This window comes from Sphingomonas sp. M6A6_1c (assembly GCF_053345135.1).
Window position 1 is genome coordinate 1 of sequence record NZ_JBKEZO010000001.1, and the last position, 21,815, is coordinate 21,815.

At 68.5% G+C, this 21,815-nt stretch carries 17 protein-coding genes; 9 read left to right on the plus strand and 8 right to left on the minus strand.

The features are described from left to right. Window positions 1-165: 165 nt before the first annotated feature. Genes ACLBWH_RS00005 through purM form a run of 4 tightly spaced genes read right to left on the minus strand, consistent with a single transcriptional unit; the run spans window position 166 to window position 2,708 of the window. Window positions 166-756, minus strand: coding sequence for a hypothetical protein (locus ACLBWH_RS00005; protein WP_447795840.1), 591 nt, complete (start codon window positions 754-756; stop codon window positions 166-168). Then, entirely contained in the window at window positions 753-1,043 is a 291-nt protein-coding gene (locus ACLBWH_RS00010; protein ID WP_447795841.1) for an MmcQ/YjbR family DNA-binding protein, read from the minus strand. The genes ACLBWH_RS00005 and ACLBWH_RS00010 overlap by 4 nt, the downstream gene beginning before the upstream one ends. After that, window positions 1,040-1,603 (minus strand): phosphoribosylglycinamide formyltransferase, encoded by a 564-nt coding sequence (gene purN / locus ACLBWH_RS00015; protein WP_447795843.1) that lies wholly within the window; start codon window positions 1,601-1,603, stop codon window positions 1,040-1,042. Before purN ends, ACLBWH_RS00010 begins: the two co-directional genes overlap by 4 nt. Beyond that, window positions 1,596-2,708: a phosphoribosylformylglycinamidine cyclo-ligase gene (purM, locus tag ACLBWH_RS00020; protein WP_447795845.1), complete on the minus strand. Its 1,113-nt coding sequence runs from the start codon at window positions 2,706-2,708 to the stop codon at window positions 1,596-1,598. Before purM ends, purN begins: the two co-directional genes overlap by 8 nt. Before the next feature lie 127 nt (window positions 2,709-2,835). Between purM and ACLBWH_RS00025 the strand changes: the two genes are divergently transcribed. The 4 genes from ACLBWH_RS00025 (at window position 2,836) to ACLBWH_RS00040 (ending at window position 8,475) form a co-directional block, all read left to right on the plus strand. Further along, window positions 2,836-4,074, plus strand: coding sequence for a heavy-metal-associated domain-containing protein (locus ACLBWH_RS00025; protein WP_447795847.1), 1,239 nt, complete (start codon window positions 2,836-2,838; stop codon window positions 4,072-4,074). Between the two features lie 3 nt (window positions 4,075-4,077). Continuing rightward, window positions 4,078-4,716, plus strand: a complete 639-nt coding sequence (locus ACLBWH_RS00030) for an HdaA/DnaA family protein (RefSeq protein WP_447795849.1) — start codon at window positions 4,078-4,080, stop codon at window positions 4,714-4,716. Next, complete coding sequence (locus ACLBWH_RS00035) at window positions 4,713-6,878, plus strand: RNA degradosome polyphosphate kinase (protein ID WP_447795851.1); 2,166 nt, start codon at window positions 4,713-4,715, stop codon at window positions 6,876-6,878. Before ACLBWH_RS00030 ends, ACLBWH_RS00035 begins: the two co-directional genes overlap by 4 nt. Window positions 6,879-7,011: 133 nt before the next feature. After that, window positions 7,012-8,475, plus strand: coding sequence for a Ppx/GppA phosphatase family protein (locus tag ACLBWH_RS00040; protein ID WP_447795853.1), 1,464 nt, complete (start codon window positions 7,012-7,014; stop codon window positions 8,473-8,475). A gap of 173 nt (window positions 8,476-8,648) precedes the next feature. Here the strand turns inward: ACLBWH_RS00040 and ACLBWH_RS00045 are convergent, their stop codons facing one another. Next, entirely contained in the window at window positions 8,649-8,933 is a 285-nt protein-coding gene (locus ACLBWH_RS00045) for an I78 family peptidase inhibitor (RefSeq protein ID WP_322849359.1), read from the minus strand. Then, entirely contained in the window at window positions 8,930-10,105 is a 1,176-nt protein-coding gene (gene rnd, locus ACLBWH_RS00050; protein ID WP_322849358.1) for a ribonuclease D, read from the minus strand. The genes ACLBWH_RS00045 and rnd overlap by 4 nt, the downstream gene beginning before the upstream one ends. A gap of 119 nt (window positions 10,106-10,224) precedes the next feature. Between rnd and aspS the strand changes: the two genes are divergently transcribed. Beyond that, window positions 10,225-12,075, plus strand: a complete 1,851-nt coding sequence (gene aspS, locus ACLBWH_RS00055) for an aspartate--tRNA ligase (RefSeq protein ID WP_447796677.1) — start codon at window positions 10,225-10,227, stop codon at window positions 12,073-12,075. 47 nt (window positions 12,076-12,122) lie between these two features. Here aspS and ACLBWH_RS00060 read toward each other — a convergent pair whose 3' ends face one another. Next, window positions 12,123-13,466 carry a carbohydrate porin gene (locus ACLBWH_RS00060; protein ID WP_447795855.1) on the minus strand — a complete coding sequence of 448 codons (1,344 nt, stop codon included), beginning with the start codon at window positions 13,464-13,466 and terminating at the stop codon, window positions 12,123-12,125. A 277-nt stretch (window positions 13,467-13,743) separates the two neighbouring features. On the opposite strand from ACLBWH_RS00060, the gene ACLBWH_RS00065 reads away from it, so the two are divergent. The 4 genes from ACLBWH_RS00065 to ACLBWH_RS00080 all read left to right on the plus strand — a co-directional run bounded on the left by ACLBWH_RS00065 (window position 13,744) and on the right by ACLBWH_RS00080 (window position 20,411). Further along, a complete protein-coding gene (locus ACLBWH_RS00065) occupies window positions 13,744-16,464 on the plus strand; it encodes a TonB-dependent receptor (RefSeq protein WP_447795857.1) in 2,721 nt (906 codons plus the stop codon). A gap of 207 nt (window positions 16,465-16,671) precedes the next feature. Continuing rightward, window positions 16,672-18,489, plus strand: coding sequence for a methyl-accepting chemotaxis protein (locus ACLBWH_RS00070; protein WP_447795859.1), 1,818 nt, complete (start codon window positions 16,672-16,674; stop codon window positions 18,487-18,489). Further along, window positions 18,486-19,556 carry a DUF2332 domain-containing protein gene (locus ACLBWH_RS00075; RefSeq protein WP_447795861.1) on the plus strand — a complete coding sequence of 357 codons (1,071 nt, stop codon included), beginning with the start codon at window positions 18,486-18,488 and terminating at the stop codon, window positions 19,554-19,556. The genes ACLBWH_RS00070 and ACLBWH_RS00075 overlap by 4 nt, the downstream gene beginning before the upstream one ends. A gap of 42 nt (window positions 19,557-19,598) precedes the next feature. Further along, a complete protein-coding gene (locus ACLBWH_RS00080; RefSeq protein ID WP_447795863.1) occupies window positions 19,599-20,411 on the plus strand; it encodes a polyphosphate kinase 2 family protein in 813 nt (270 codons plus the stop codon). A 3-nt stretch (window positions 20,412-20,414) separates the two neighbouring features. Here ACLBWH_RS00080 and ACLBWH_RS00085 read toward each other — a convergent pair whose 3' ends face one another. Next, the gene (locus ACLBWH_RS00085; protein ID WP_447795865.1) at window positions 20,415-21,788 is read right to left on the minus strand and encodes a glutamate--cysteine ligase; all 1,374 of its coding nucleotides are present in this window, start codon (window positions 21,786-21,788) and stop codon (window positions 20,415-20,417) included. Window positions 21,789-21,815: the final 27 nt, after the last annotated feature.

Consider the following 21,815-nt stretch of genomic DNA (forward strand, 5'->3'; position numbering starts at 1 on the left):
CGCAACAAGAGTGGTCGCTTACCTCCCCCTCCGTCACGGCTTCGCCGCGCCACAGTGCCGGGTCGGTCATGCCCCCGGCATGACCTTGAACGGCCGGGGGCCGTTCAACCCGGCACTCCCTGGCGGGGGAGGATTTCTCGCGAAAACCCTGAATAACGATCCCGCCTAGACCTTCGGCTTATCCTTCGCCCACAGCGCATCGACGCGCTTCTGGTTGCCGCCCGCCTCGCGCAGCCGCAGGTCGAGCAGCTCGACCTTGCGCCCCTGGAAGCGCTGCGGCCGGGTATGCCAGACGATGTCGTAGATCGCCTGCCGCGTCGTCGGCTGGTCGTCGGTGAAATAGGTGTAGCGGATCAGCACCGGCAGCCGCCCGGTCAGGTCGTCCGCGCCGCCGTCGGTCGCCTGGCGCAGCGCCTTGTCGAACCAGTCCGCCTGGATCGTCTGCGTCACCGAATCCTGCGGCGAGACGCCGAGCGCGGTTGGGAAGCTGACACGGATGTCGCCGAGCGGATGCGTCTCCTCGCGCGCCAGCACGATCGTCCGCTTGTCCTTGTCGGGCGCGCCGCGCAGCACGAAGCGCGTCTTGTCGCGCGTCGCGCTCGCCTGTTCGATCGCCTTGTCGGCAGCGGCCTGCCGCCGGTCCTGCCAATTGCTGTAGAGCGTCAGCGCCGCGATCACGACGCCGGCGACCGCGACGACCTCGGCCAAAGTGACCCAGCGCCGACGGGTCTGCGCCTGGTCGCGCGTCTCGCTCATCGCCCGCCCGCTTCGAGCAGGTCGCGCGGCGCGGCGAGCTCCCAGCTGTGCGCGATCCTGTCCTCGACCAACGTCCAGTCGGTATCCTCGTCGATCGCGACGTCGGTCCACTGCGCCTCGTCGTCGAGCAACTGCACGACGGCCGTACCGTCGGTCCCGTCGCGCACCCGTACGAAGGCGGCATCGCCGACGAAGAAGCTGTGGTCGTCCTGCGCGCGCTCTTCGACTTCGGGCAGCAGCAGGGCGACGGCGCGCACCCGCGCCAGGACAGGGGAGACGTCGGTCATCGCTTCACGAATTCCTTGAGGATCTGGGGATAGAGACGATGTTCCGCCGCGAGCACCCGCGCGGCGAGCGTATCGGGGGTGTCGCCGGCCAGCACCGGCACCTCGGCCTGGCCGAGCAGCGCACCGCCATCCAGCTCCTCGGTGACGATATGCACCGAACAGCCGGCGACGCCGTCGCCCGCGGCGATCGCCCGCGCATGGGTGTCGAGCCCCTTGTATTTGGGCAGCAGCGAGGGGTGGATGTTGACGATCCGGTCGCGCCATCGCGCGACGAAAGCGTCCGACAGCAGCCGCATATAGCCGGCGAGCGCGATCACCTCGCACCCCGCCTCGCGCAGCGCCGCGTCGAGCCGCGCCTCATAGGCGGCCTTGCCGATCCCCTTGGGGGACAAGGCGAAGGTGGCGATGCCGCGTCCCCGCGCCCAGGCGAGGCCGGGCGCGTCGGGCTTGTCGGACGCGACCAGCGCGACCGGAATCCCCGCCTCGACCAGCGCCATCATGTTCGAGCCGCGGCCCGAGATCAGGATGCCGACCGTCTTGCCGTCCACGCCATCAGCCATGGTCGTGCGTCGCGGTCCAGTCGCTGCGCGCGCTCCACGTCTCGGACGCGCCGCGCACGGTGCAGCCGCGCGCCCCCGTCTCGACCGCGCCGATCCGGTGCACCGTCTCGCCCGCCGCGGTCAGCGCCGCCGCGACCGCTTCGGCCCGCTCCGCCGCGACGACCACCGCCATGCCGATGCCGCAGTTGAAGGTACGCGCCATCTCCTCGGGCTCGATCGCGCCCTGCGCCTGCAGGAACGCCATCAGCCGCGATTGCTCCCACGCATCGGCATCGATCACCGCATGCGTCCCCTCGGGCAGCACGCGCGGGATATTCTCGAGCAGACCGCCGCCGGTGATATGCGCCAGACCCTTGATCGCACCCTCGCGCAGCAGCGGCAGCAGGCTGGCGACATAGATGCGCGTCGGCGCCATCAGGATGTCGATCAGCAGCCGGTCCGAATCGAACAGCGCCGGGCGATCCAGCTTCCAGCCGCGATCCGCCGCCAGCCGCCGGACCAGCGAGAAGCCGTTCGAATGCACCCCCGACGAGGCGAGGCCGAGGATCACGTCGCCCGCGGCGATCTCGCGCCCGGTCAGCACCCGGTCGCGCTCGACCGCGCCGACGCAGAAGCCCGCGAGGTCGTAGTCGCCGGGCGCGTACATGCCGGGCATCTCCGCGGTCTCGCCGCCGATCAGCGCGCAGCCCGCCTGTCGGCAGCCCTCGGCGATCGACGCGACGACGCGCTCGGCGATGCCGTTGTCGAGCTTGGCGGTGGCATAATAATCGAGGAAGAACAAAGGCTCGGCGCCCTGGACGATCAGGTCGTTGGCGCACATCGCGACGAGATCGACGCCGACGCCTTCATGCCGGTCCCATTCGATCGCGAGCTTCAGCTTGGTGCCGACGCCGTCGTTGGCCGCGACCAGCAGCGGATCGGTGAACCCGGCCGCCTTGAGATCGAACATGCCGCCGAAGCCGCCCAGCTCGGCATCGGCACCGGGCCGGCGCGTCGCCTTGGCGAGCGGCCCGATCGCGCGGACCAGCGCGTTCCCCGCGGCGATCGACACGCCGGCATCGGCATAAGTGTAGGACTGGTCGGACGGGGAGGGCGGGTTGCTCATCCGGCCAGCCTGCTACGATTTGCGATGGTTGCTGGCAATGCCGAACCGAAATCCGCCGCCGCGGCGTGGGGCGAACGGTCACATCCCGCTTGGCATCACCCGTCGGCTTCGCCAAAAGGCCCGCGACATGCGCATCCCCTTGTTTCCCTCGCTCGCCGGTGCGGCCCTGCTGCTCGCTGCCGGTGCATATGCGCAGATCGAGGGCGGGCGCGGCGTCGCGCCGGTCGACAGTTCGGGCGATTTCGAGGTCGGCGGCGTCGATGTCGACGTCGCCGCCAAGACCGCGCAGGCGGCGCGCCTGGGCGGTTGGCGGCTGGCGCAGCGCAAGGCCTGGGTACAGCTTTCGAAGCGGCTCGGCGGCGATGGCGGCCTCGTCTCGGACGGCACGCTCGACCAGCTCGTCTCCGGCATCGTTGTCGAGAACGAACAGATCGGCCCGACCCGCTACATCGCCAAGCTCGGCGTGCTGTTCAACCGCAGCCGCGCCGCATCGGTGCTCGGCATCAGCGCCTATTCGGATCGCTCGCGGCCGATGCTGCTCGTGCCGTTGCAGGTGTCGGGCGGGGTCGAGACGGTGTTCGAGCAACGCACCGACTGGCAGGAGGCCTGGGCACGGTTCCGCACCGGCAACAGCGCGGTCGATTACGTCCGCCCCTCCGGCAACGGCGCCGATTCGCTGCTGCTCAACGCCGGGCAGATCGCCCGGCCGGGGCGCGGCTGGTGGCGGACGGTGATCGACCAATATGGCGCCGCCGATATCCTCATTCCCGTGGTCCGCCTCTACCGCAGCTATCCCGGCGGCCCGATCATCGGCGTGTTCCAGGCGCGGCACGGTCCCGATAACGAGCTGCTCGGCAGCTTCACGTTGCGCGTCGGCAGCGCCGCCGGGCTGCCGCGGCTGCTCGACACCGGCGTCGCGCGGATGGATGGGCTGTTCCAGCAGGCGCTGCGTGGCGGCGCGCTCGGTCTCGATCCGACGCTGTCGCCGCCGCCGGCGCCCGAGCCGGTGGTCGATCCCGACGCGATCGACGACGCGGCGAGCGGCGAGACGCTCGCCGAGATCGTCGGCGACACGGGTGCCGCCAATGCCGGCATCGCGCTCACCCTGCAATTCGACACGCCGGGCGCGAGCGCGGTCGCCAATACCGAGGGACTGGTCCGCAGCATCCCCGGCGTCCGCGCGGCGAGCACCACCAGCCTCGCGCTCGGCGGCCTGTCGCTGATGCGGGTCACCTATGACGGCGATCCCGACGCGCTGCGTGCGGCGCTGGAGGTGCGCGGCTATCAGGTCAGCGGGTCGGGCCAGACGCTGCGCATCCGTCGCGGCGCGCCGACGCCGGCCGCCACCGCCAATCCGACCGGCTGACGCATGAGCAACCAATTGGCGCTGCCCCTCGGGTGGCCAGCCGACCCGAAGGACGATGCCTTTCTCGTCACCCCGTCCAATATCCGCGCCGCGCAGGTGCTGGAGCAATGGGCGAGCTGGCCGGTGATGGCGGCGGTGCTGACCGGCCCGCGCAAATCCGGCCGCAGCCTGCTCGCGCGCATCTTCGCCGCCAAGAGCCAGGGCCGGATCATCGACGATGCCGAGGCGGTGCCCGAGGCGCAGATCTTCCACGCGTGGAACCAGGCGCAGGCGGAGGGGCGGCCGCTGGTGATCGTCGCCGACGCGCTGCCGCCCAGCTGGGCGGTCAAATTGCCCGATCTGCGCTCGCGGCTCGCCGCCAGCCCGCACGCCGCGATCGGCGCGCCCGACGATGAACTGATCGCCGCATTACTCGCGCATCTGTTCCACCGCCGCGGGCTCGATGCGCGCCCCGATCTGGTGACCTGGCTCAGCACGCGCATCGAACGCAGCCACGTCATCGTCCAGCGCGTCGTCGATGCGCTCGATCAGGAGGTGCTGGAAAGCCGCCGCCGCCTCTCGATCCCGCTCGCACGAACTGTTTTGACCGCGGCGGGGATCGTCACGCAACCGCAACCGTTGCTACCTATGACCGAAGTATGACACGCCCAATCCACCTCTCGCACCTCGCCGCTCCCGATGACGATCCGTTTGTTCCGGAAGTGAACGATCGCTATTTCAATCGCGAGCTGTCGTGGCTCGCCTTCAACCGGCGCGTGCTGGAGGAGGCGTGCAATCCGGCGCATCCGCTGCTGGAACGGCTGCGTTTCCTGTCGATCTCGGGCAACAATCTCGACGAATTCTTCATGGTCCGCGTCGCCGGCCTGAAGGGGCAGCAATTGAAGGACGTCGACCGCCGCTCGTCGGACGGCCTGACGCCGGGGCAGCAGCTTGCCGCGATCACCCGCGAGGCGGACGCGCTGATGGCGAGTCAGCAGGCGGTGTGGGGCGACCTGCGCACGCTGCTCGACGAGGCCGGCCTGCACGTCCTGCGCCGCGACGAGGTCGACGCGCAGGACGCCGAATGGCTCGATGCGCATTTCCGCGAACAGATCTTCCCGATCCTGACGCCGCAGGCGCTCGATCCCGCGCATCCCTTCCCCTTCATCCCCAACAAGGGACTGTCGGTGATGTTCGACGTCGTCCGCGATTCTGACGGCGAGCCGGTGCGCGAACTGGTGATGATCCCGGCGACCGCCCCGCGCTTCGTCCGCCTGCCCGGCGAGCCCGCGCGTTACGTCTCGATCGAGGCGCTGCTCAAGCGGTTCGCGCCGGTGCTGTTCCCCGGCTATACTTTGGTCGGCGCCGCCGCCTTCCGCGTGCTGCGCGACAGCGACATCGAGATCGACGAGGAGGCGGAGGATCTCGTCCGCTATTTCGCCAATGCGATCAAGCGCCGCCGCCGCGGCCGCGTCATCCGGCTCGAACTCGAGACGGGGATGCCCGACGCGCTCGCCAAGGTGCTGCGCCACGAATTGGGCGGCGCCGACGCGACGATCACCGAAAGCGGCAATCTGCTCAGCATCGGCGATCTCGACGCGGTGATCGACGAGGATCGCCCCGACCTCAAGTTCCTGCCGTTCGTGCCGCGCTTCCCCGAGCGCATCCGCGAATTCGGCGGCGATTGCTTCGCGGCGATCCGCGCGAAGGATATCGTCGTCCATCACCCCTATGAGACGTTCGACGTCGTGCTCGCCTTCCTCAAACAGGCTGCGCTCGACCCCGACGTCATCGCGATCAAGCAGACGCTGTATCGCGCCGGCAAACAGCCCGCGGTCATCAACGCGCTGATCGCCGCCGCCGAGGCGGGCAAGTCGGTCACCGCGGTGGTCGAGCTGCGTGCGCGCTTCGACGAGGAACAGAACATCCTGTGGGCGAGCGCGCTCGAACGCGCCGGCGTACAGGTCGTCTACGGCTTCCTCGAATGGAAGACGCACGCCAAGGTGTCGATGGTGGTCCGCCGCGAGAACGGCCAGTTCCGCACCTATTGCCACTTCGGCACCGGCAATTACCACCCGGTCACCGCACGCATCTATACCGATCTCAGCTTCTTCACCGCCGATCCGCGGATGGGGCGCGATGCGGCGCAGATGTTCAACTACGTCACCGGCTATGTCGAGCCGACCGACATCACCAAGCTCAGCCTCTCGCCGCGCGACCTGCGCCAGAAGCTGCTCGACCTCATCGACGTCGAGATCGCCAATGCCCGCGCCGGCAAGACCGGGGCGGTATGGGCGAAGATGAACAGCCTCGTCGATCCCGCGATCATCGACAAATTGTACGAGGCGAGCGGCGCGGGGGTCGAGATCGACCTGATCATCCGCGGCATCTGCTGCCTGCGTCCCGGGGTGCCGGGCATGTCCGAGCATATCCGCGTCAAGTCGATCATCGGCCGCTTCCTCGAACACAGCCGCATCTTCTGCTTCGGCAATGGCGCGGCGCTGCCCAACGACGGCGCGAAGGTGTTCATCTCCTCGGCCGACTGGATGCCGCGCAATTTCGACCGCCGCGTCGAATATATGCTGCCGATCGAAAACCCGACGGTGCACGACCAGGTGCTCGACCAGGTGATGGTCGCCAACCTCATCGACACCGAACAAAGCTGGGAACTCGAATCGGACGGCCGCTACGTCCGCGAAACCCCCGGCGACAGGCCGTTCAACCTCCACCGCTATTTCATGACCAACCCGTCGCTCTCCGGCCGCGGCGCGGCGCTGGCGGAAAGCAACGCGGTGCCGACGCTGGCGCTGCGGCGGCGGCGATGACGGCGGATCGGGGCGGGGTCCGGGGTGTGCGGCCCGCCGCGGACGCCCGCTGATGGTCCGTTTGCCGTTCATCACGACGTTGCGCGACCGCCCCGCATCTGAACACCAGCCCGCGCCGGCCGTTGAACCGGCAATGACCGACCCCTATCCCCGCACCGGCATCATCGACATCGGCTCCAATTCGGTGCGGCTGGTCGTGTATCAGGGCCATCCGCGCATCCCCGCGACGCTGTTCAACGAAAAGGTCATGGCCGGCCTCGGCCGCAGCCTTGCGGCCACCGGCGCGATCGACGCGGACAGCATGTCGCTCGCGATCGGGGCGCTGCGCCGGTTCGCGATGGTCGCGCGGGAAATGGACGCGCCCGTCCGCACCGTCGCCACCGCCGCGGTCCGCGACGCGAGCAACGGCGCCGCCTTCATCGCCGCCGCGAAAGACCTCGGCCTCACCGTCGAGCTTCTCTCCGGCGAGCAGGAGGCGACTGCGGCGGGCATGGGCGTGCTGTCGGCGATCCCCGATGCGGACGGCATCGTCGGCGATCTCGGCGGCGGCAGCCTCGAACTCGTCCGCGTCGTGGCGGGCACCGTCACCGACCGCATCTCCTTCCCGCTCGGCGTGTTGCGCATCGCCGCGATGCGCGCCAGCCGCGGCCCGGCGTTCGATCGCCACGTCACCCGCCTGATCGCCGAGGCGGGCTGGACCGGCCGGGGCAGGGGCCTGCCGCTCTACATGGTCGGCGGATCCTGGCGCGCGCTCGCCCGGCTCGACATGAGCCTGACGCATTATCCGCTGCCGATCATCCACGGCTACAGCCTCGCGCCCGAAACCGTCGGTCGCCTCGGCCGCAGCATCGCGCATCTCTCGCGGCCGCGGCTGCGCAGCGTGCCGGGCATGTCGTCAGTCCGCGCCGCGCAGCTCGGCGACGCCACCGCATTGCTGTCGGTGGTGATGCGCGAACTCGGTTCGGGCAGCGCGATGGCCTCGACCTTCGGGCTGCGCGAGGGGTTGCTCTATGCGACGCTCGATCCGCAGACGCGTGCGCTCGATCCGCTGATCGTCGCCGCGCGCGAGGAGGGCAAATTGCTCGGCCGCTTCGCCGAGCACGGCGATTTGCTCGCCGCCTGGATCGCGCCGCTCTTCCCCGGCGATGCGCCGGAGCTGGCGCGCATCCGCCATGCCGCGTGCCTGCTCGCCGATTCCGGCTGGCGCGCCAATCCCGAATTCCGCGACGAGCGCGGGTTCGAGGTCGCGCTGCACGGCAATTGGGTGGCGATCGACGCGCCCGAACGCGCGATGCTCGCGCAGGCGCTGCACACCAGCCTCGGCGGCAGCACGGTGCCGCATCCCTTGCTCGCCGGCCTCGCCAGCAGCGGGCAGATCGCGCTGGCGATCGACTGGGGGCTGGCGATCCGGCTTGGCCAGCGGTTCAGCGCCGGCCTCGCCGGGCCGCTGCAACGCGCCTCGCTGGCGCTGGTCCCCGGTCACGTCACGCTGTCGCTGGCCGAGGCGGACCGGCCGCTCTACGCGGAGACGGTCGAACGCCGCCACGCCGCTTTGGCCACGGCGCTCAAACGCAAGCCGCGCCTCGCGATCAGATGATGGGCGCCGGTGCCATTCAGTAAATTCCTCCCCCGCCAGGGGGAGGTGGCGCGGCGAAGCCGTGACGGAGGGGGAGGTAAGGGACAGCTCCGGTTCCGTGTCCTCCCCCTCCGTCATGCCTGCGGCATGCCACCTCCCCCTGGCGGGGGAGGAGTTTCAATCAGAACCGTTGATCAGCCGCACTTCAGCCCGCTGACCAGCCCGCCGTCGTCGAGCAGGATGTTCAGCCGGTCGACGCGGAAATCCTGCGTCGTGACATCGTCGGGATGGATCACCCGCGAGATCGCCGAATGCGTCATATGCTCGATCTCGGGCCGCATCCGCTCGCGGAACTTGACGCCGGCGAAGCGGATCTTGACCGCCTCGTCGATCGCGCACGGTCCGCGCTCCGGCTCCGGCGCGGGCATCGTCGCACATCCCGCCGCGAGCACCGGCAGTAGAAAGGCCAACCGCATCATGCTGCTTCCTCCGTTCGCGTCATCTTGAGCTTGCCGCCGCGCACCGCAAAGCCCAGCCGCCCCTCGACCAGATCGAGCGCATCGCGCCCGAACTGGTCGAACCGCCAGCCCTCCAGCATCGGCAATCCGGTCCGCACCCCCGCGGCCAGCGCTTCCAGTTCCTCGGAACGCGCCAGCAACCGCGAGGCGACGTCGATATCGCGCGAGCGGATTTTGAGCAGCAGCTTGAGCAGGTCGGCGACCAGGGCGCCCTCCTTGCCCAGCCCCGGCTTGCGATCGTCGCGCGGCGGCAGCTCGTCCGCATCGAGCGGTTCGGCCGAGTCGATCGCCGCCATCAGCCGCCCGCCGATATCGTTCGACGCCCAGGTCGCCGACAGCCCGCGCACCTTGGCGAGATCGGCCTGCTTGCGCGGCGGATGGCCGGCGAGATCGCCCAGCGTCTCGTCCTTGACGATCCGCCCGCGCGGCAGGTCCTTCGACTGCGCCTCCAGCTCGCGCCACCGCGCCAGCGCCTTCAGCCGCCCGAGCACGTCGGGCTTGCGCCCCGAAATCCGCACGCGCTTCCACGCCTGATCGGGATCGTTGGCGTAATTGGCGGGGTCGGCGAGCCGCTCCATCTCCTGGTCGAGCCACACGCCGCGCCCGGTCTTGCGCAGCCGTTCCAGCATCTTGGGAAAGATCACCGCGAGATGCGTCACGTCGCCGATCGCATATTCGATCTGCCGCGCATCCAGCGGCCGCCGCGCCCAGTCGGTGAAGCGCGCGCCCTTGTCGACGACGATGCCGAGCCAGCTGTCGACCAGGTTGGAATAGCCGATCTGCTCGCCTTGGCCCAGCGCCATCGCCGCCACCTGCGTGTCGAACAGCGGATGCGGCGTCTTGCCGGTGAGATTGTAGATGATCTCGATATCCTGCCCGCCGGCGTGGACGACCTTGAGCACGTCCTGATTCTCGGTGAGCAGTTCGAGCAGCGGCGTCATGTCGAGCCCCGGCGCCATCGGATCGATCGCCGCCGCCTCGTTCACGTCGGCGATCTGGATCAGGCACAATTCGGGATAATAGGTGCTCTCGCGCATGAATTCGGTGTCGACGGTCACGAAGTCGGCATTGGCGAGGCGGGCACACAGATTGGCGAGGCTGGCGCTGTCTGTAATCAACGGGTGGATATGCATTACCCGTCCATAGCCACACGCGCGCGGGTTGACAAAGAGGGAAGGGGTGGAGATGCGCTCCACGACCATCCACGTCACCCCAGCGTAAGGCCAGGGTGACGAAGCAAGAAGAAACGATCATGCACGCCTATCGCTCCCACACCTGCGCCGCGCTCACCGCGAGCAATGTCGGTGAGACCGTCCGCCTGTCGGGCTGGGTCCATCGCAAGCGCGACCACGGCGGCGTGCTCTTCGTCGACCTGCGCGACCATTACGGCATCACCCAGATCGTCGCCGACAGCGATTCGCCCGCATTGCCGACGCTCGAATCGCTCCGCGTCGAATCGGTGGTGACGATCGACGGCGTCGTGAAGGCGCGGTCGGAAGCGACGCAGAACCCCAATCTCGCCACCGGCGCGATCGAGGTGTTCGCGCGCGGCGCGACCGTGCAGAGCCACGCGCAGGAGCTGCCGATGCCGGTCGCGGGCGATGCCGAATATCCCGAAGATATCCGCCTGCGCTATCGCTTCCTCGACCTGCGCCGCGAGCGGCTCCACCAGAACATCATGCTGCGCTCGAAGGTGATCTCCTCGATCCGCCAGCGGATGATCGGGCAGGGCTTCACCGAATTCCAGACGCCGATCCTCACCGCGTCGAGCCCCGAGGGCGCGCGCGACTATCTCGTCCCCAGCCGCGTCCATCCGGGCAAGTTCTACGCGCTCCCGCAGGCGCCGCAGATGTTCAAGCAGCTGCTGATGGTCGCCGGCTTCGACCGCTATTTCCAGATCGCGCCCTGTTTCCGCGACGAGGACGCCCGCGCCGACCGTTCGCCCGGCGAATTCTACCAGCTCGATTTCGAGATGAGCTACGTCACGCAGGAAGACGTCTTCCAGGCGATCGAGCCCGTCCTCCACGGCGTGTTCGAGGAATTCGCCGACTGGCAGGGCCAAAATGGACGAGGGGGCGGCCGCACCGTCAGTGCGCTGCCGTTCAAGCGCATCCCCTATCGTGAATCGATGCTGAAATACGGCAACGACAAGCCCGACCTGCGCAACCCGATCCTCATCAGCGACGTGTCGGAGCAATTCGTCGGCTCGGGCTTCGGCCGTTTCGCCTCGATCGTCGAGGCCGGCGACGTCGTCCGCGCGATCCCCGCGCCCGGCACCGCCGATAAGAGCCGCAAGTTCTTCGACGACATGAACGCCTGGGCGCAAGGCGAAGGCTTCGCCGGCCTCGGCTATGCCACCCGCAAGGGCGGCGAATGGGGCGGCCCGATCGCCAAGAATCATGGCGAGGACAAGATGACCGCGATGGCCGACGCGCTCGGCCTCGGTCCGGACGACGGCCTGTTCTTCGCGGCGGGCAAGGAAGGGCAGGCGGCCAAGCTCGCCGGTCTCGCGCGCACCCGCGTCGGCGAGAGCCTCGGCCTGATCGACCAGAGCCGCTTCGAATTCTGCTGGATCGTCGACTTCCCGATGTTCGAGTACGACGAGGACAACAAGAAGGTCGACTTCAGCCACAACCCCTTCTCGATGCCGCAGGGCGAGATGGAGGCGCTGGAGACCAAGGACCCGCTCGATATCCTCGCTTATCAGTATGACATCGTCTGCAATGGCGTGGAGCTGTCGTCGGGCGCGATCCGGAACCATCGTCCGGAGATCATGTACAAGGCGTTCGAGATCGCCGGCTATTCACAGGCCGAGGTCGACACCAATTTCGCCGGCATGATCAACGCCTTCAAGTTCGGCGCCCCGCCGCACGGCGGCTCGGCGCCGGGCATCGACCGGATCGTCATGCTGCTCGCCGACGAACCCAACATCCGCGAGGTCATCGTCTTCCCGATGACGCAGAAGGCGGAGGATCTGATGATGGGCGCACCCAATTTCGCGACGCCCAAGCAATTGAAGGAACTCAACCTGCGCGTCGCGCCGCAGGCCGGTGCCGCCGCCGCCGCCGACGTCGACAAAGCGGTCGCGCCCAAGGCCGGCTGATAGATCGGCCGACGGGTGTCCTCGCGGCGCCCTTCGGCCGGTCTGGCTCAGAACCCGCCATGCACCCGCGCGGCCAGCACGTTGGCGGGGCCGCGGTCGCGATTATAGCCGGGATGTTCGATCAGCTGGTAATCGAGCGTCAGCTCGAACCCGCGCGTCGCGGCGAGCTTGTAGAAGGCCTCGCCGATATATTCGGCCCCCGGATGCGGCAATCGGCCGTCGCCGACCAGCACGCCGAGACCGCCCGCGTCGAGATAGCGCTGGTGCGCCGTGCTGATCCCGTTGACGACCACCGCCGCGCCGATTGTATCGCCGACGCGGTGCCAGCCCGTGCCTTTCAACGACAGGCCGAGCTGCGCCGTCCGGTCGATATCGGTGAAGTCATAGGGCTCGATCGCGCCATCCGCGACACCGGCGCGCGCGAACAGGCCGAGCGAGCCGGTGACCGCCTGTTCGCCGTTGACGCTCGCGCCCACCCGCGTCCGCCGCGCCCGGACGAAGGCGGTGTCGGCAGCGCCGCCGCTCGCCGCCGCCAGCGTCAAAGCATCGTCGAACCGGCCGAACTGCCCGCGGTTGCGGAACAGCGTCAGCCGTAGCGCGCCGTCGTGGCCGCCGATCCGGTGGCGGTGCTCGATCTCGCCATCGACCTGATATTGCTGGAAGCGCGTCTCCAGCGTCTCGCCATTGGGCACCTTCGACAGATTGAACAGGCCGAGCCGCAGCGTCCAGTCGCCGCGATACGCTTCGCCCGCGATCCCCGTCGTATAGCCCCAGGCATCCGCGGCGTAATCGAAGCTGCCCGCATCGACCGCCGACCAGTTGAGGAAGTCGCTGCGCGGATCGTGCGCATAGCTGTTGGTGTCGAACACGTCGCCGACGCCGAACTTGCCCGCGGTCAGCACCAGCCGGTCGGTGTCGCGCGTCGCGGCGAGCTGGTTCACCGCGCCGGCCACCGCTTCGCTGCCGCCGCCCAAGCCGATGGTCTGGCGGAAGAAGAGCCGCTGCAACCGCAGATATGGGCTCTTCCGCCCGACCTTATACGCCTCCGCGCTCGGGAAGCCGGCGGCGCCCAATGTGTTGGACAGGCCGAAGCCCTGGTCGATCTCCGGATTGATCCACATCTCGCCGCCGCGCCACGGCCGCACCCCGGCATAGAGCGTGACGTCGACCGTCTCCTTGATCTGCCGCGGCGTCAGGCTATTCGGCCCTTGATAGGGGGAGGCGAAGCCGGGCGTGCCCTGCAGCACGCCGGTCGCCTGGCCATGGATCGCCCAATCCTGATCGACGGGGGCGGCGGGCCGGTCCGCGATGGTCTGCGCTGCGGCGGGGGCGGGGAGGGACAGGCCGGCGAGCGCGCAGGCGCCCGCCAGCAGAGATGCGATTCGTGTCATGCTGATGCCCCTGGACGCGCTTGGTTACAGATGATGGGTGCGCGGGCTGGTCGGTACGGATCGGCACCAACCCGCCGGCGCGCCGTGATAGAGCCGCAGCATCAACAAAAATCAACCACCCGCGCGCTTCCCCTGAATTCCATAACAATCCGCCGCTTGGCGGGGGTAGAATGCCAAATATCCCATAAAATAGCGGTTCGATCCGTTCGCGCTTTTACACATTATTATCATTTGCAGCTGCAACCGCCCCTTGGGAATTCAGACCGGGGGCGGTGATATGCGTAAGTGGGTATACCTTTTGGCAGCGGCCGGCTGCGCGGGAGCGATCGGGCAGGCGGACGCACAGGGGCTCCGCGGCCTCGCACCGACCGCCAAGCAGGGGGAGAAGGAAAAGGCGCCCCCAACGGTCGCCGAGAACACCTCCGACATCGTCGTCACCGCGACGCGGCGCTCGCAGCGGCTGTCGAACGTGCCGATCGCGGTCAGCGCCTATGGCTCGACCGCATTGCGTCATTCGGGCGCGACCGACATTCGTCAGATGGCGCAGCTCGCGCCATCGCTGTCTGTTTCCTCGACTGGATCGGAGGCAAATGCCACCGCACGCCTGCGCGGCATCGGCACCGTCGGCGACAATCCCGGCCTCGAAAGCTCGGTCGCGGTGTTCATCGACGGTGTCTATCGCAGCCGCACCGGCTCGGGGCTCAACGATCTCGGCGAGGTCGAGCGGATCGAGGTGCTGCGCGGGCCGCAGGGCACGTTGTCGGGCCGTAACTCCTCGGCGGGCGCAATCAGCATCTACACCAAATATCCGGAATTCAAGTTCGGCGGCTATGGCGAGGCGAGCTACGGCAATTACAACGCCGTCCGCCTCGCCGGCGCGCTCACCGGTCCGGTGCTCAAGGACACGCTCGCCTTCCGTATCGACGGCGTCGTCGCCAGGCGCGACGGCTTTTACACCGACGTCGTCAACAAGACCGACTATAACGACCGCAACCGCTATTTCGTCCGCGGCCAGTTGTTCTTCAAGCCGAGCACCGATCTGTCGCTGCGCCTGATCGGCGACTACACCTATCGCAACGAAAAGTGCTGCGGCGCGGTCTACGTCGACACGCGCGAGAAATACGATCCGACACCGGGCGTGGCGGGCGACTTCGCGGTGGCGCCGCAGAACCGCGTCGTCTCGGTCATGCAGAGCCTCGGCGCGGTGCTGCCGAGCGCGGGCGATCCCTATAACCGCCAGATCGCGCAGACGCCCGGTCGCGCCTATGCCAATGTCACCAAGGATTACGGCATCTCGTCGCGGATCGGCTGGACGATCGGCAGCGTGCAGCTCATCTCGATCAGCGCCTATCGCGAATATAAGGCCGGCGACGCGCTGGATCCGGATTACGGCAATCTCGACATCGGCTATCGCAGCGACAACGGCAACGCCTACCGCCGGTTCCGCACCTATACGCACGAGACGCGGCTGAGCGGCGGCCTGTTCGACAATCGGCTCGACTGGCTGGTCGGCGGCTATTTCGCGCACGAAGGGCTCGAAGTCGCCGACAATTTCAAGTTCGGCTCGCAATTCGGCGCCTTCGCCTCGTGCAGCCTCGTCGCGCGGATGAACGCCAACTCGGCGCTGCGCGACCCGACCAAGTCCGGCTGTCTGAGCGCCGTGGGTCGTCCGGCGCTCACCAGGGCTCTCGGCGGGACCCTGATCGGCGGTCTCGACCGCATCAGCACCGCCAGCAACCTCGGCGCGCTGCGCGACGTATTCGATCAGATCAGCACCAATTACGCCTTCTTCACGCACGACATCTTCCGCATCACCGACACGCTGAGCCTCACCGCCGGCCTGCGCTACACGCACGAACACAAGGTGCTGAACGCATCGCTCAACAGCAACAATACGGTATGCCCGGCGCAGCAGGCGGCGCTCGCTTCGGCGCGGTTGAACTCCAACAAGCTGATGCGAGACATCGCCGACGGGCTCGTCGCGATCGTCTGCGCCGGCAATTCGACGACCGCGCTCAACGGCGTCCCGCTGAACGATGCGATCGGCGAGGGCCAGTTCACCGGCACCACGGTGTTGTCGTGGCAGGCGACGCCGAGCACCTTGCTCTACGGGTCCTACGCCCGCGGCTATAAGGCGGGCGGCTACAACCTCGCCCGCTCGGGTCTCGTCCTCGGCAGCTCGCGCGCGAGCGACCTCCGCTTCGATCCGGAGACGGTGCAGGCGTTCGAACTGGGCGTCAAATACAGCACCGAAAGGTTCAGCGCCAACCTCGCCGGTTTCCGCTCGTCGTTCCGCAACTTCCAGTTGAACACCTTCAACGGCAGCGCCTTCGTCGTCCAGAATATCGGCGGCTGCGACGGATCGCTGAACGGCCAGGATCGCGACGACGATCCCACCTCCGGCGCCTGCAAGGGCAAGGTCGGCGCAGGCGTCGTCACGCAAGGGTTCGAACTGGAGGCGGGCGCCTATCCGACGCCCGACGTCACCTTCAATCTCGGCTATACCTACGCCCATACGCAATATCGGGACGATCTGGTCGGCAGTGCCGCCGGCGCGCCGCTCACCCCCGCCTTGTTCATGTTGCCGGGCAGCCAGATGTCGAACGCGCCGCGCCACGTCATCACCAGCGCGGCGACCTGGACGCCGGCGATCGGCAGCAACGGGCTCACCGGCCTGTTCTACGTCGATAGCCGCATGACCAGCGACTATAACACCGGTTCCGACCTGTTCGCCGAGAAGCGTCAGGACGGCTATGTCCTGGTCAACGCGCGGATCGGCATCCGCGGCCGCGATCAGCATTGGGCGCTGGAATTCTGGGGCCAGAACATCTTCGACACCCAATACGAGCAGATCGCCGCGGCGGCCTTCCTGCAGGGCAGGGGCAGCCAGTCGCAGGTCCAGCAGCTCGGCGCGAGCTATCCCGTCGGCAATGCGCTGACCACCGCCTTCCTCGCCGAGCCGCGCACCTACGGCGTCACGCTCCGCTCGCGCTTCTGAACCCGGTCGCCATGGCGGCGCGGGACCTCTCGCGTCGCCACGCCGGGCCATCCGCACGGCGGCCGCTGCGACGATTGCGTCGCAGGCGCATCTCCCAGCCTTCGTGCGGCTATAATGAGAACACCAAACCGTCACTGGGAATGATCGGCACAGCGCCAGCCGGCGACGTGAGATCGCTCTCATCCTGCCCCCGAAGGAACGACGACCATGAAGATACCGCGCAAGCTCGGCCTCTCCTTTCTGGCGATCAACGCCTCCGCCGCGGTCGTGATGCTGGTGTTCTTCGCCAACATCATGTCGATCCAGCGCTCGACCGAGCGCAACAACGTCAGCCAGACGATCTACGCCAAGGCGCTGACGCTGGAGACGTCGATGCTGCGGCAGAACAGCCAGTTCCGCGGCTTCCTGGTCACCGGCGACCCGAGCTACCTCAAATCCTATAACGAGGGGCGCAAGGAGTTCGACGACACCGCCGTCGCCCTCCAGCGGCTGCTCACCGATCCCGTCAAGCTCGATCAGGTGCGTACCGCCGATCGCGCCGCGCTCGCCTGGCGGCGCGACTGGGGCGACCGGCTGATCGGCTGGGTCAAGGCCGGCCGCCGCGAGGAGGCCGAGGCGGCAGTGCGTGCCGCCGGCGACAAGGTGCTGGTCAGCAAGGTCGCGCTGCCGCTGCGCGACCTGCGCAGCGCCGAGACCGAGGAGATGGAGAGCAACGCCGCCAGCCAGGACGGTGCGATCCGCACCGCGCTGATCACGCTGGTGATCGGTGGAATCGCGCTGATCGGCATCGCCATCACGCTCGCGATGATGCTGAGCAGCCAGATCGCCCGGCCGATCACCGCGCTGACCGCGGCGATGGCCGACCTCGCCAAGGGGCGTCACGACATCGCGATCTCCGCCACCGATCGGACCGACGAACTCGGCGACATGGCGCGCGCGGTGACCGTCTTCCGCGACGCCGCCAAGGCCAAGCTCGCCGACGACCGCGATCGCGACGCGGCGCGCGAGACGATCGGCGAAGCGCTGCATCGTCTGGCGGAGGCCGACCTCACCGTGCGCATCACCGACGTGCCCGAGACCTTCCAGAGCCTGTCGCGTGACTTCAACGGCGCCACCTCCAGCCTGTCGCGCGTGCTCGGCGAGGTGCGGGGGGGCGTGCAGGCGATCAAGCACAATTCCGAGGAGATCAGCCGCGCGACGCTCGACCTGTCGCAGCGCACCGAACAGCAGGCGGCAGCGATCGAGCAATCCGCCGCCGCGCTCGACGAGGTCACCAAGTCGATCCGCGAGGGTGCCGGCGCGGCGATCGGCGCGAGCGGCTCGATGACCGAGACGCGCGGCGAGGCCGAGCGCGGCGGCGCGGTCGTCAAGGAGGCGATCGGCGCGATGCACGGCATCGAAAAGGCGAGCAAGGAGATCGCCGAGATCATCAGCCTGATCGACGGCATCGCCTTCCAGACCAACCTCCTCGCGCTCAATGCCGGGGTCGAGGCGGCGCGGGCGGGCGATGCGGGCCGCGGCTTCGCGGTCGTCGCGCAGGAGGTGCGCGCGCTAGCGCAACGCTCCGCAAACGCCGCCACCGAGGTGAAGAACAAGGTGACCTCCGCCTCCGCGCATATCCGCACCGGCGTCAATCTGGTCGATCAGACCGGCCAGGCGCTGGCGCGGATCATCGACCGCGTCGGCACGGTCAGCGTCGCGATCGACGCGATCGCGCGATCCTCCGACCAGCAGGCCAAGAGCCTCGGCCAGATCAACGTCGCGATCAGCGAGATGGATACGATGACGCAGGAGAATGCCGCGATGGTCGAGGAGACCTCGGCCGCGGCACGGCGGCTGGCGGCGGAGGCGGAACACCTCAACCAGTCGGTCGGCGCCTTTGTCATCGATCATGAACCGGCGCTCGCGGCACCACCGCCGCCGCCGGTGCGGGTTCTAACCCCGTCGAAGCCAAAGGTCGGCCGGCTGCCCACGGCGGCGGCGCGCCCGCGCCTCGTCGCCAACGGTGATTGGGACACGTTTTGACGCTCCTGACCAGCATGATCGACGTGCCCGACAGCGCCGCTGACCGCGGCCCGCTGCGGCGGCAGGCCGCCGCGGTGCGTGAGATGGGGTCGACCTTCGTCGCCACGGTGCTGGAGGCGGCGGAGCGGCAATTGCACCGCGCGCCGCGCACCGCCGCGCTGATCGCCGCCTGGCCGCGCGACGTCGCCGCCGATGCGCTGGCCATGCGCTTCAACGCCGCGCTGCATGCGGTGGCGCGCGGCGACACCTTGCCCGCGCTCGCCGCGCTGTACCGCGATCGGGCGGGCGACTTCGACCGCGTCATCGGCGAGGCGCTCGCGGTGGCGGACGACGTCATCGTCGAATGGATGCGTGACCCGCCGCAGACCAACGAGGTCGGCCGCACCGCGGCGATCATGGCGGCGTTGATGGTCGCGCGCGCGCATCACGACATGCCCTGCGAACTGCGCGAACTCGGCGCCAGCGCCGGGCTCAACCTCAATCTCGACCGCTACGCTTATGATCTCGGCGGCCGCGCCGTCGGTCTGGCCGGATCGCCGGTGCGCGTTGCGCCGGAGTGGCGCGGGCCCCCGCCAGCGGTCCGCCCGGTCGAGATCGTCTCGGCGCGCGGGGTCGACCTGCGCCCGCTCGACGTCACCGATGCCGCCGCCTGCGCACGGCTGATGGCCTTTATCTGGGCCGATCAGCACGCGCGCGCCGACCGGCTCGCCGCGGCGCTGGCGATCGCGCGCGCCCGGCCGCCGCAGGTCGACGCGGGCGATATCGCGCTCTGGCTGCCCGACCAGCTCGCCGCGCCGCAGCCGCAGGGGCGCTGCCGGATCATCGTCCATTCGATGGCGCTGCAATATCTCGATCCCGCCCGCCGCCACAGCGTCGAGGCGGCGTTCCGCGCGGCAGGCGCCACGGCCACCGCGACGCGCCCGCTCGCGCGCATCGCGTTCGAATGGACCCCCGCGCGCGATGCCGTCCATCTGTCGCTGACCGTCTGGCCGGACGGCGTTACGAGTCATCTCGCCACCTGCCACGCTTATGGCGCGTGGATCGACTGGCACGGCCCGACCGACTGACCCGCGCTATTTCTCACGCCGGCTGCGCCGCGCGCGCGACTGATGCGTTCGATCCCGCATTGCCCCGACAGGAGGACGTGCGTGATCGATTTAGCCGGCTTCGAGAAGACCAAGCCCTACAAGGGCCATTACAAGCGCGATCTGGCCGCGCTGCAGGAGCGGCTGGAGCGCATCCTCGTCGCGCATATCGTCCACGATCGCCGCGCCGTCGTGATGTTCGAAGGCTGGGACGCGGCGGGGAAGGGCGGCATCATCCAGCGTCTCACCGCCGGCTGGGACCCGCGCCATTTCGCCGTCCATCCGATCGCCGCGCCGACCGACGAGGAGAAGGCGCACGATTTCCTCTGGCGCTTCCGCCGCGCGCTGCCCGCGCCGGGCGACATCGCGATCTTCGACCGCAGCTGGTACGGCCGCGTCCTCGTCGAGCGCGTCGAGGGCTATGCCAGCGAGGCCGACTGGCATCGCGCTTTTGAGGAGATCAACGCCTTCGAAGCCGATCTGATCGCCGGCGGCACCACGCTGATCAAGCTCTTCGTCCACGTCTCGCAAGCGGAGCAGGACCGCCGGCTCGAAGACCGGCTCGAAGACCCGTGGAAACATTGGAAGACCGGCCTCGACGATTATCGCAACCGCGCCCGCCGCCCCGACTATCTGGCGGCGATGCACGACATGTTCGCGCGCACCGACACCGGCGGCGCGCCCTGGACGGTGATCAACGGCAACGACAAGAAGGCCGCGCGCATCCACGCCCTCACCGCGATCGCCGACCATCTCGAGGCGAACGTTGACATGACCCCGCCGGCGCTCGACCCCGAGGTCGAACGCGTCGCGCGCGCGGCACTGGGCCTCGACTGAGGGTTAGAAGCTCGCCTCGGCATAGACCCGCGACAGGTCGCCCGCCCATTCGCCGTGATAGCGGTCGAGCAGCACCTGCGCGGGCGCCTTGCCCGATCGCACCACCTCGCGCAGCGGGTCGAGGAAGCCGGTTTCGTTGTCGCCCATGCCGTTGCCGCGGGCCCGCGCGGCGAGCCCGGCATGCGCGATGTCGAGCACCTGCCCGGCGATATCGCCGAGCCTGCCGCCACCCGGCAGCGGCGCGTCGAGCGCCAGCTTCGGCACCGCAGAGCGCAGCGCCTCGCGATCCTCCATCGACCAGTCCTTGACGAGGTCCCACGCCGCGTCGAGCGCGCCCTGGTCGTAGAGCAGCCCCACCCAGAAGGCGGGCAGCGCGCAGATCTTGTTCCACGGCCCGCCGTCGGCACCGCGCATCTCGAGGAAGGTCTTCAGCCGCACCTCGGGGAAGGCGGTCGACAGATGGTCGTTCCAATCGTCGAGGCTCGGCTTCTCGCCGGGCAGGACGCTGAGTTCGCCCTTGAGGAAGTCGCGGAACGACAATCCGGCCGCATCGATATAGCGCCCATCGCGATAGACGAAGTACATCGGCACATCGAGCATGTAATCGGCGTAGCGCTCGTAACCGAAGCCGTCCTCGAACACGAACGGCAGCATGCCGGTGCGCGCCGGATCGGTGTCCGACCAGATATGGCTGCGATACGACAGGAAGCCGTTGGGCTTGCCCTCGGTGAACGGCGAATTGGCGAACAAAGCGGTCGCCAGCGGCTGCAACGCCAGCCCGACGCGGAACTTCTTCACCATGTCGGCTTCCGACGCGTAATCGAGGTTTACTTGGATCGTGCAGGTGCGCAGCATCATGTCGAGCCCCATGCTGCCGACCCGCGGCATATGGCGCAGCATGATCGCATAGCGGCCCTTGGGCATGATCGGCAGCTCGTCGCGGCGCTTGTCCGGCCACATGCCGAGCCCGAGGAAGCCGATGCCGAGCTTTTCGCCCGCCGCCTTCACCTGTTCCAGATGCCGCCCGGTCTCGGCGCAGGTCTGGTGCAGCGTCTCCAGCGGCGCGCCCGACAGCTCGAACTGCCCGGCGGGCTCGAGGCTGACGCTGCCGTCGGCGCCGTTGAGCGCGATGATCTTGCCGCCTTCCTCGACCGGCTGCCAGCCATAAGGCTGGAGCGCGCGGAGCAGGTCGCGGATGCCGCCCGGCTCGTCCCAGCTCGGCGCGCCGTGGTCGCTCAGCCGATAGACGAATTTTTCATGCTCGGTGCCGATCCGCCAGCGTTCGGCCGGCTTCTCGCCGCGGGCGAAGCTGGCGATCAATTGGTCGCGCGATTCGATGATCGGCGACGTCTTGGCGGTATCGGTCGTGGTCGTCATGATCGCGCCCTTACGCGCGGATGAACG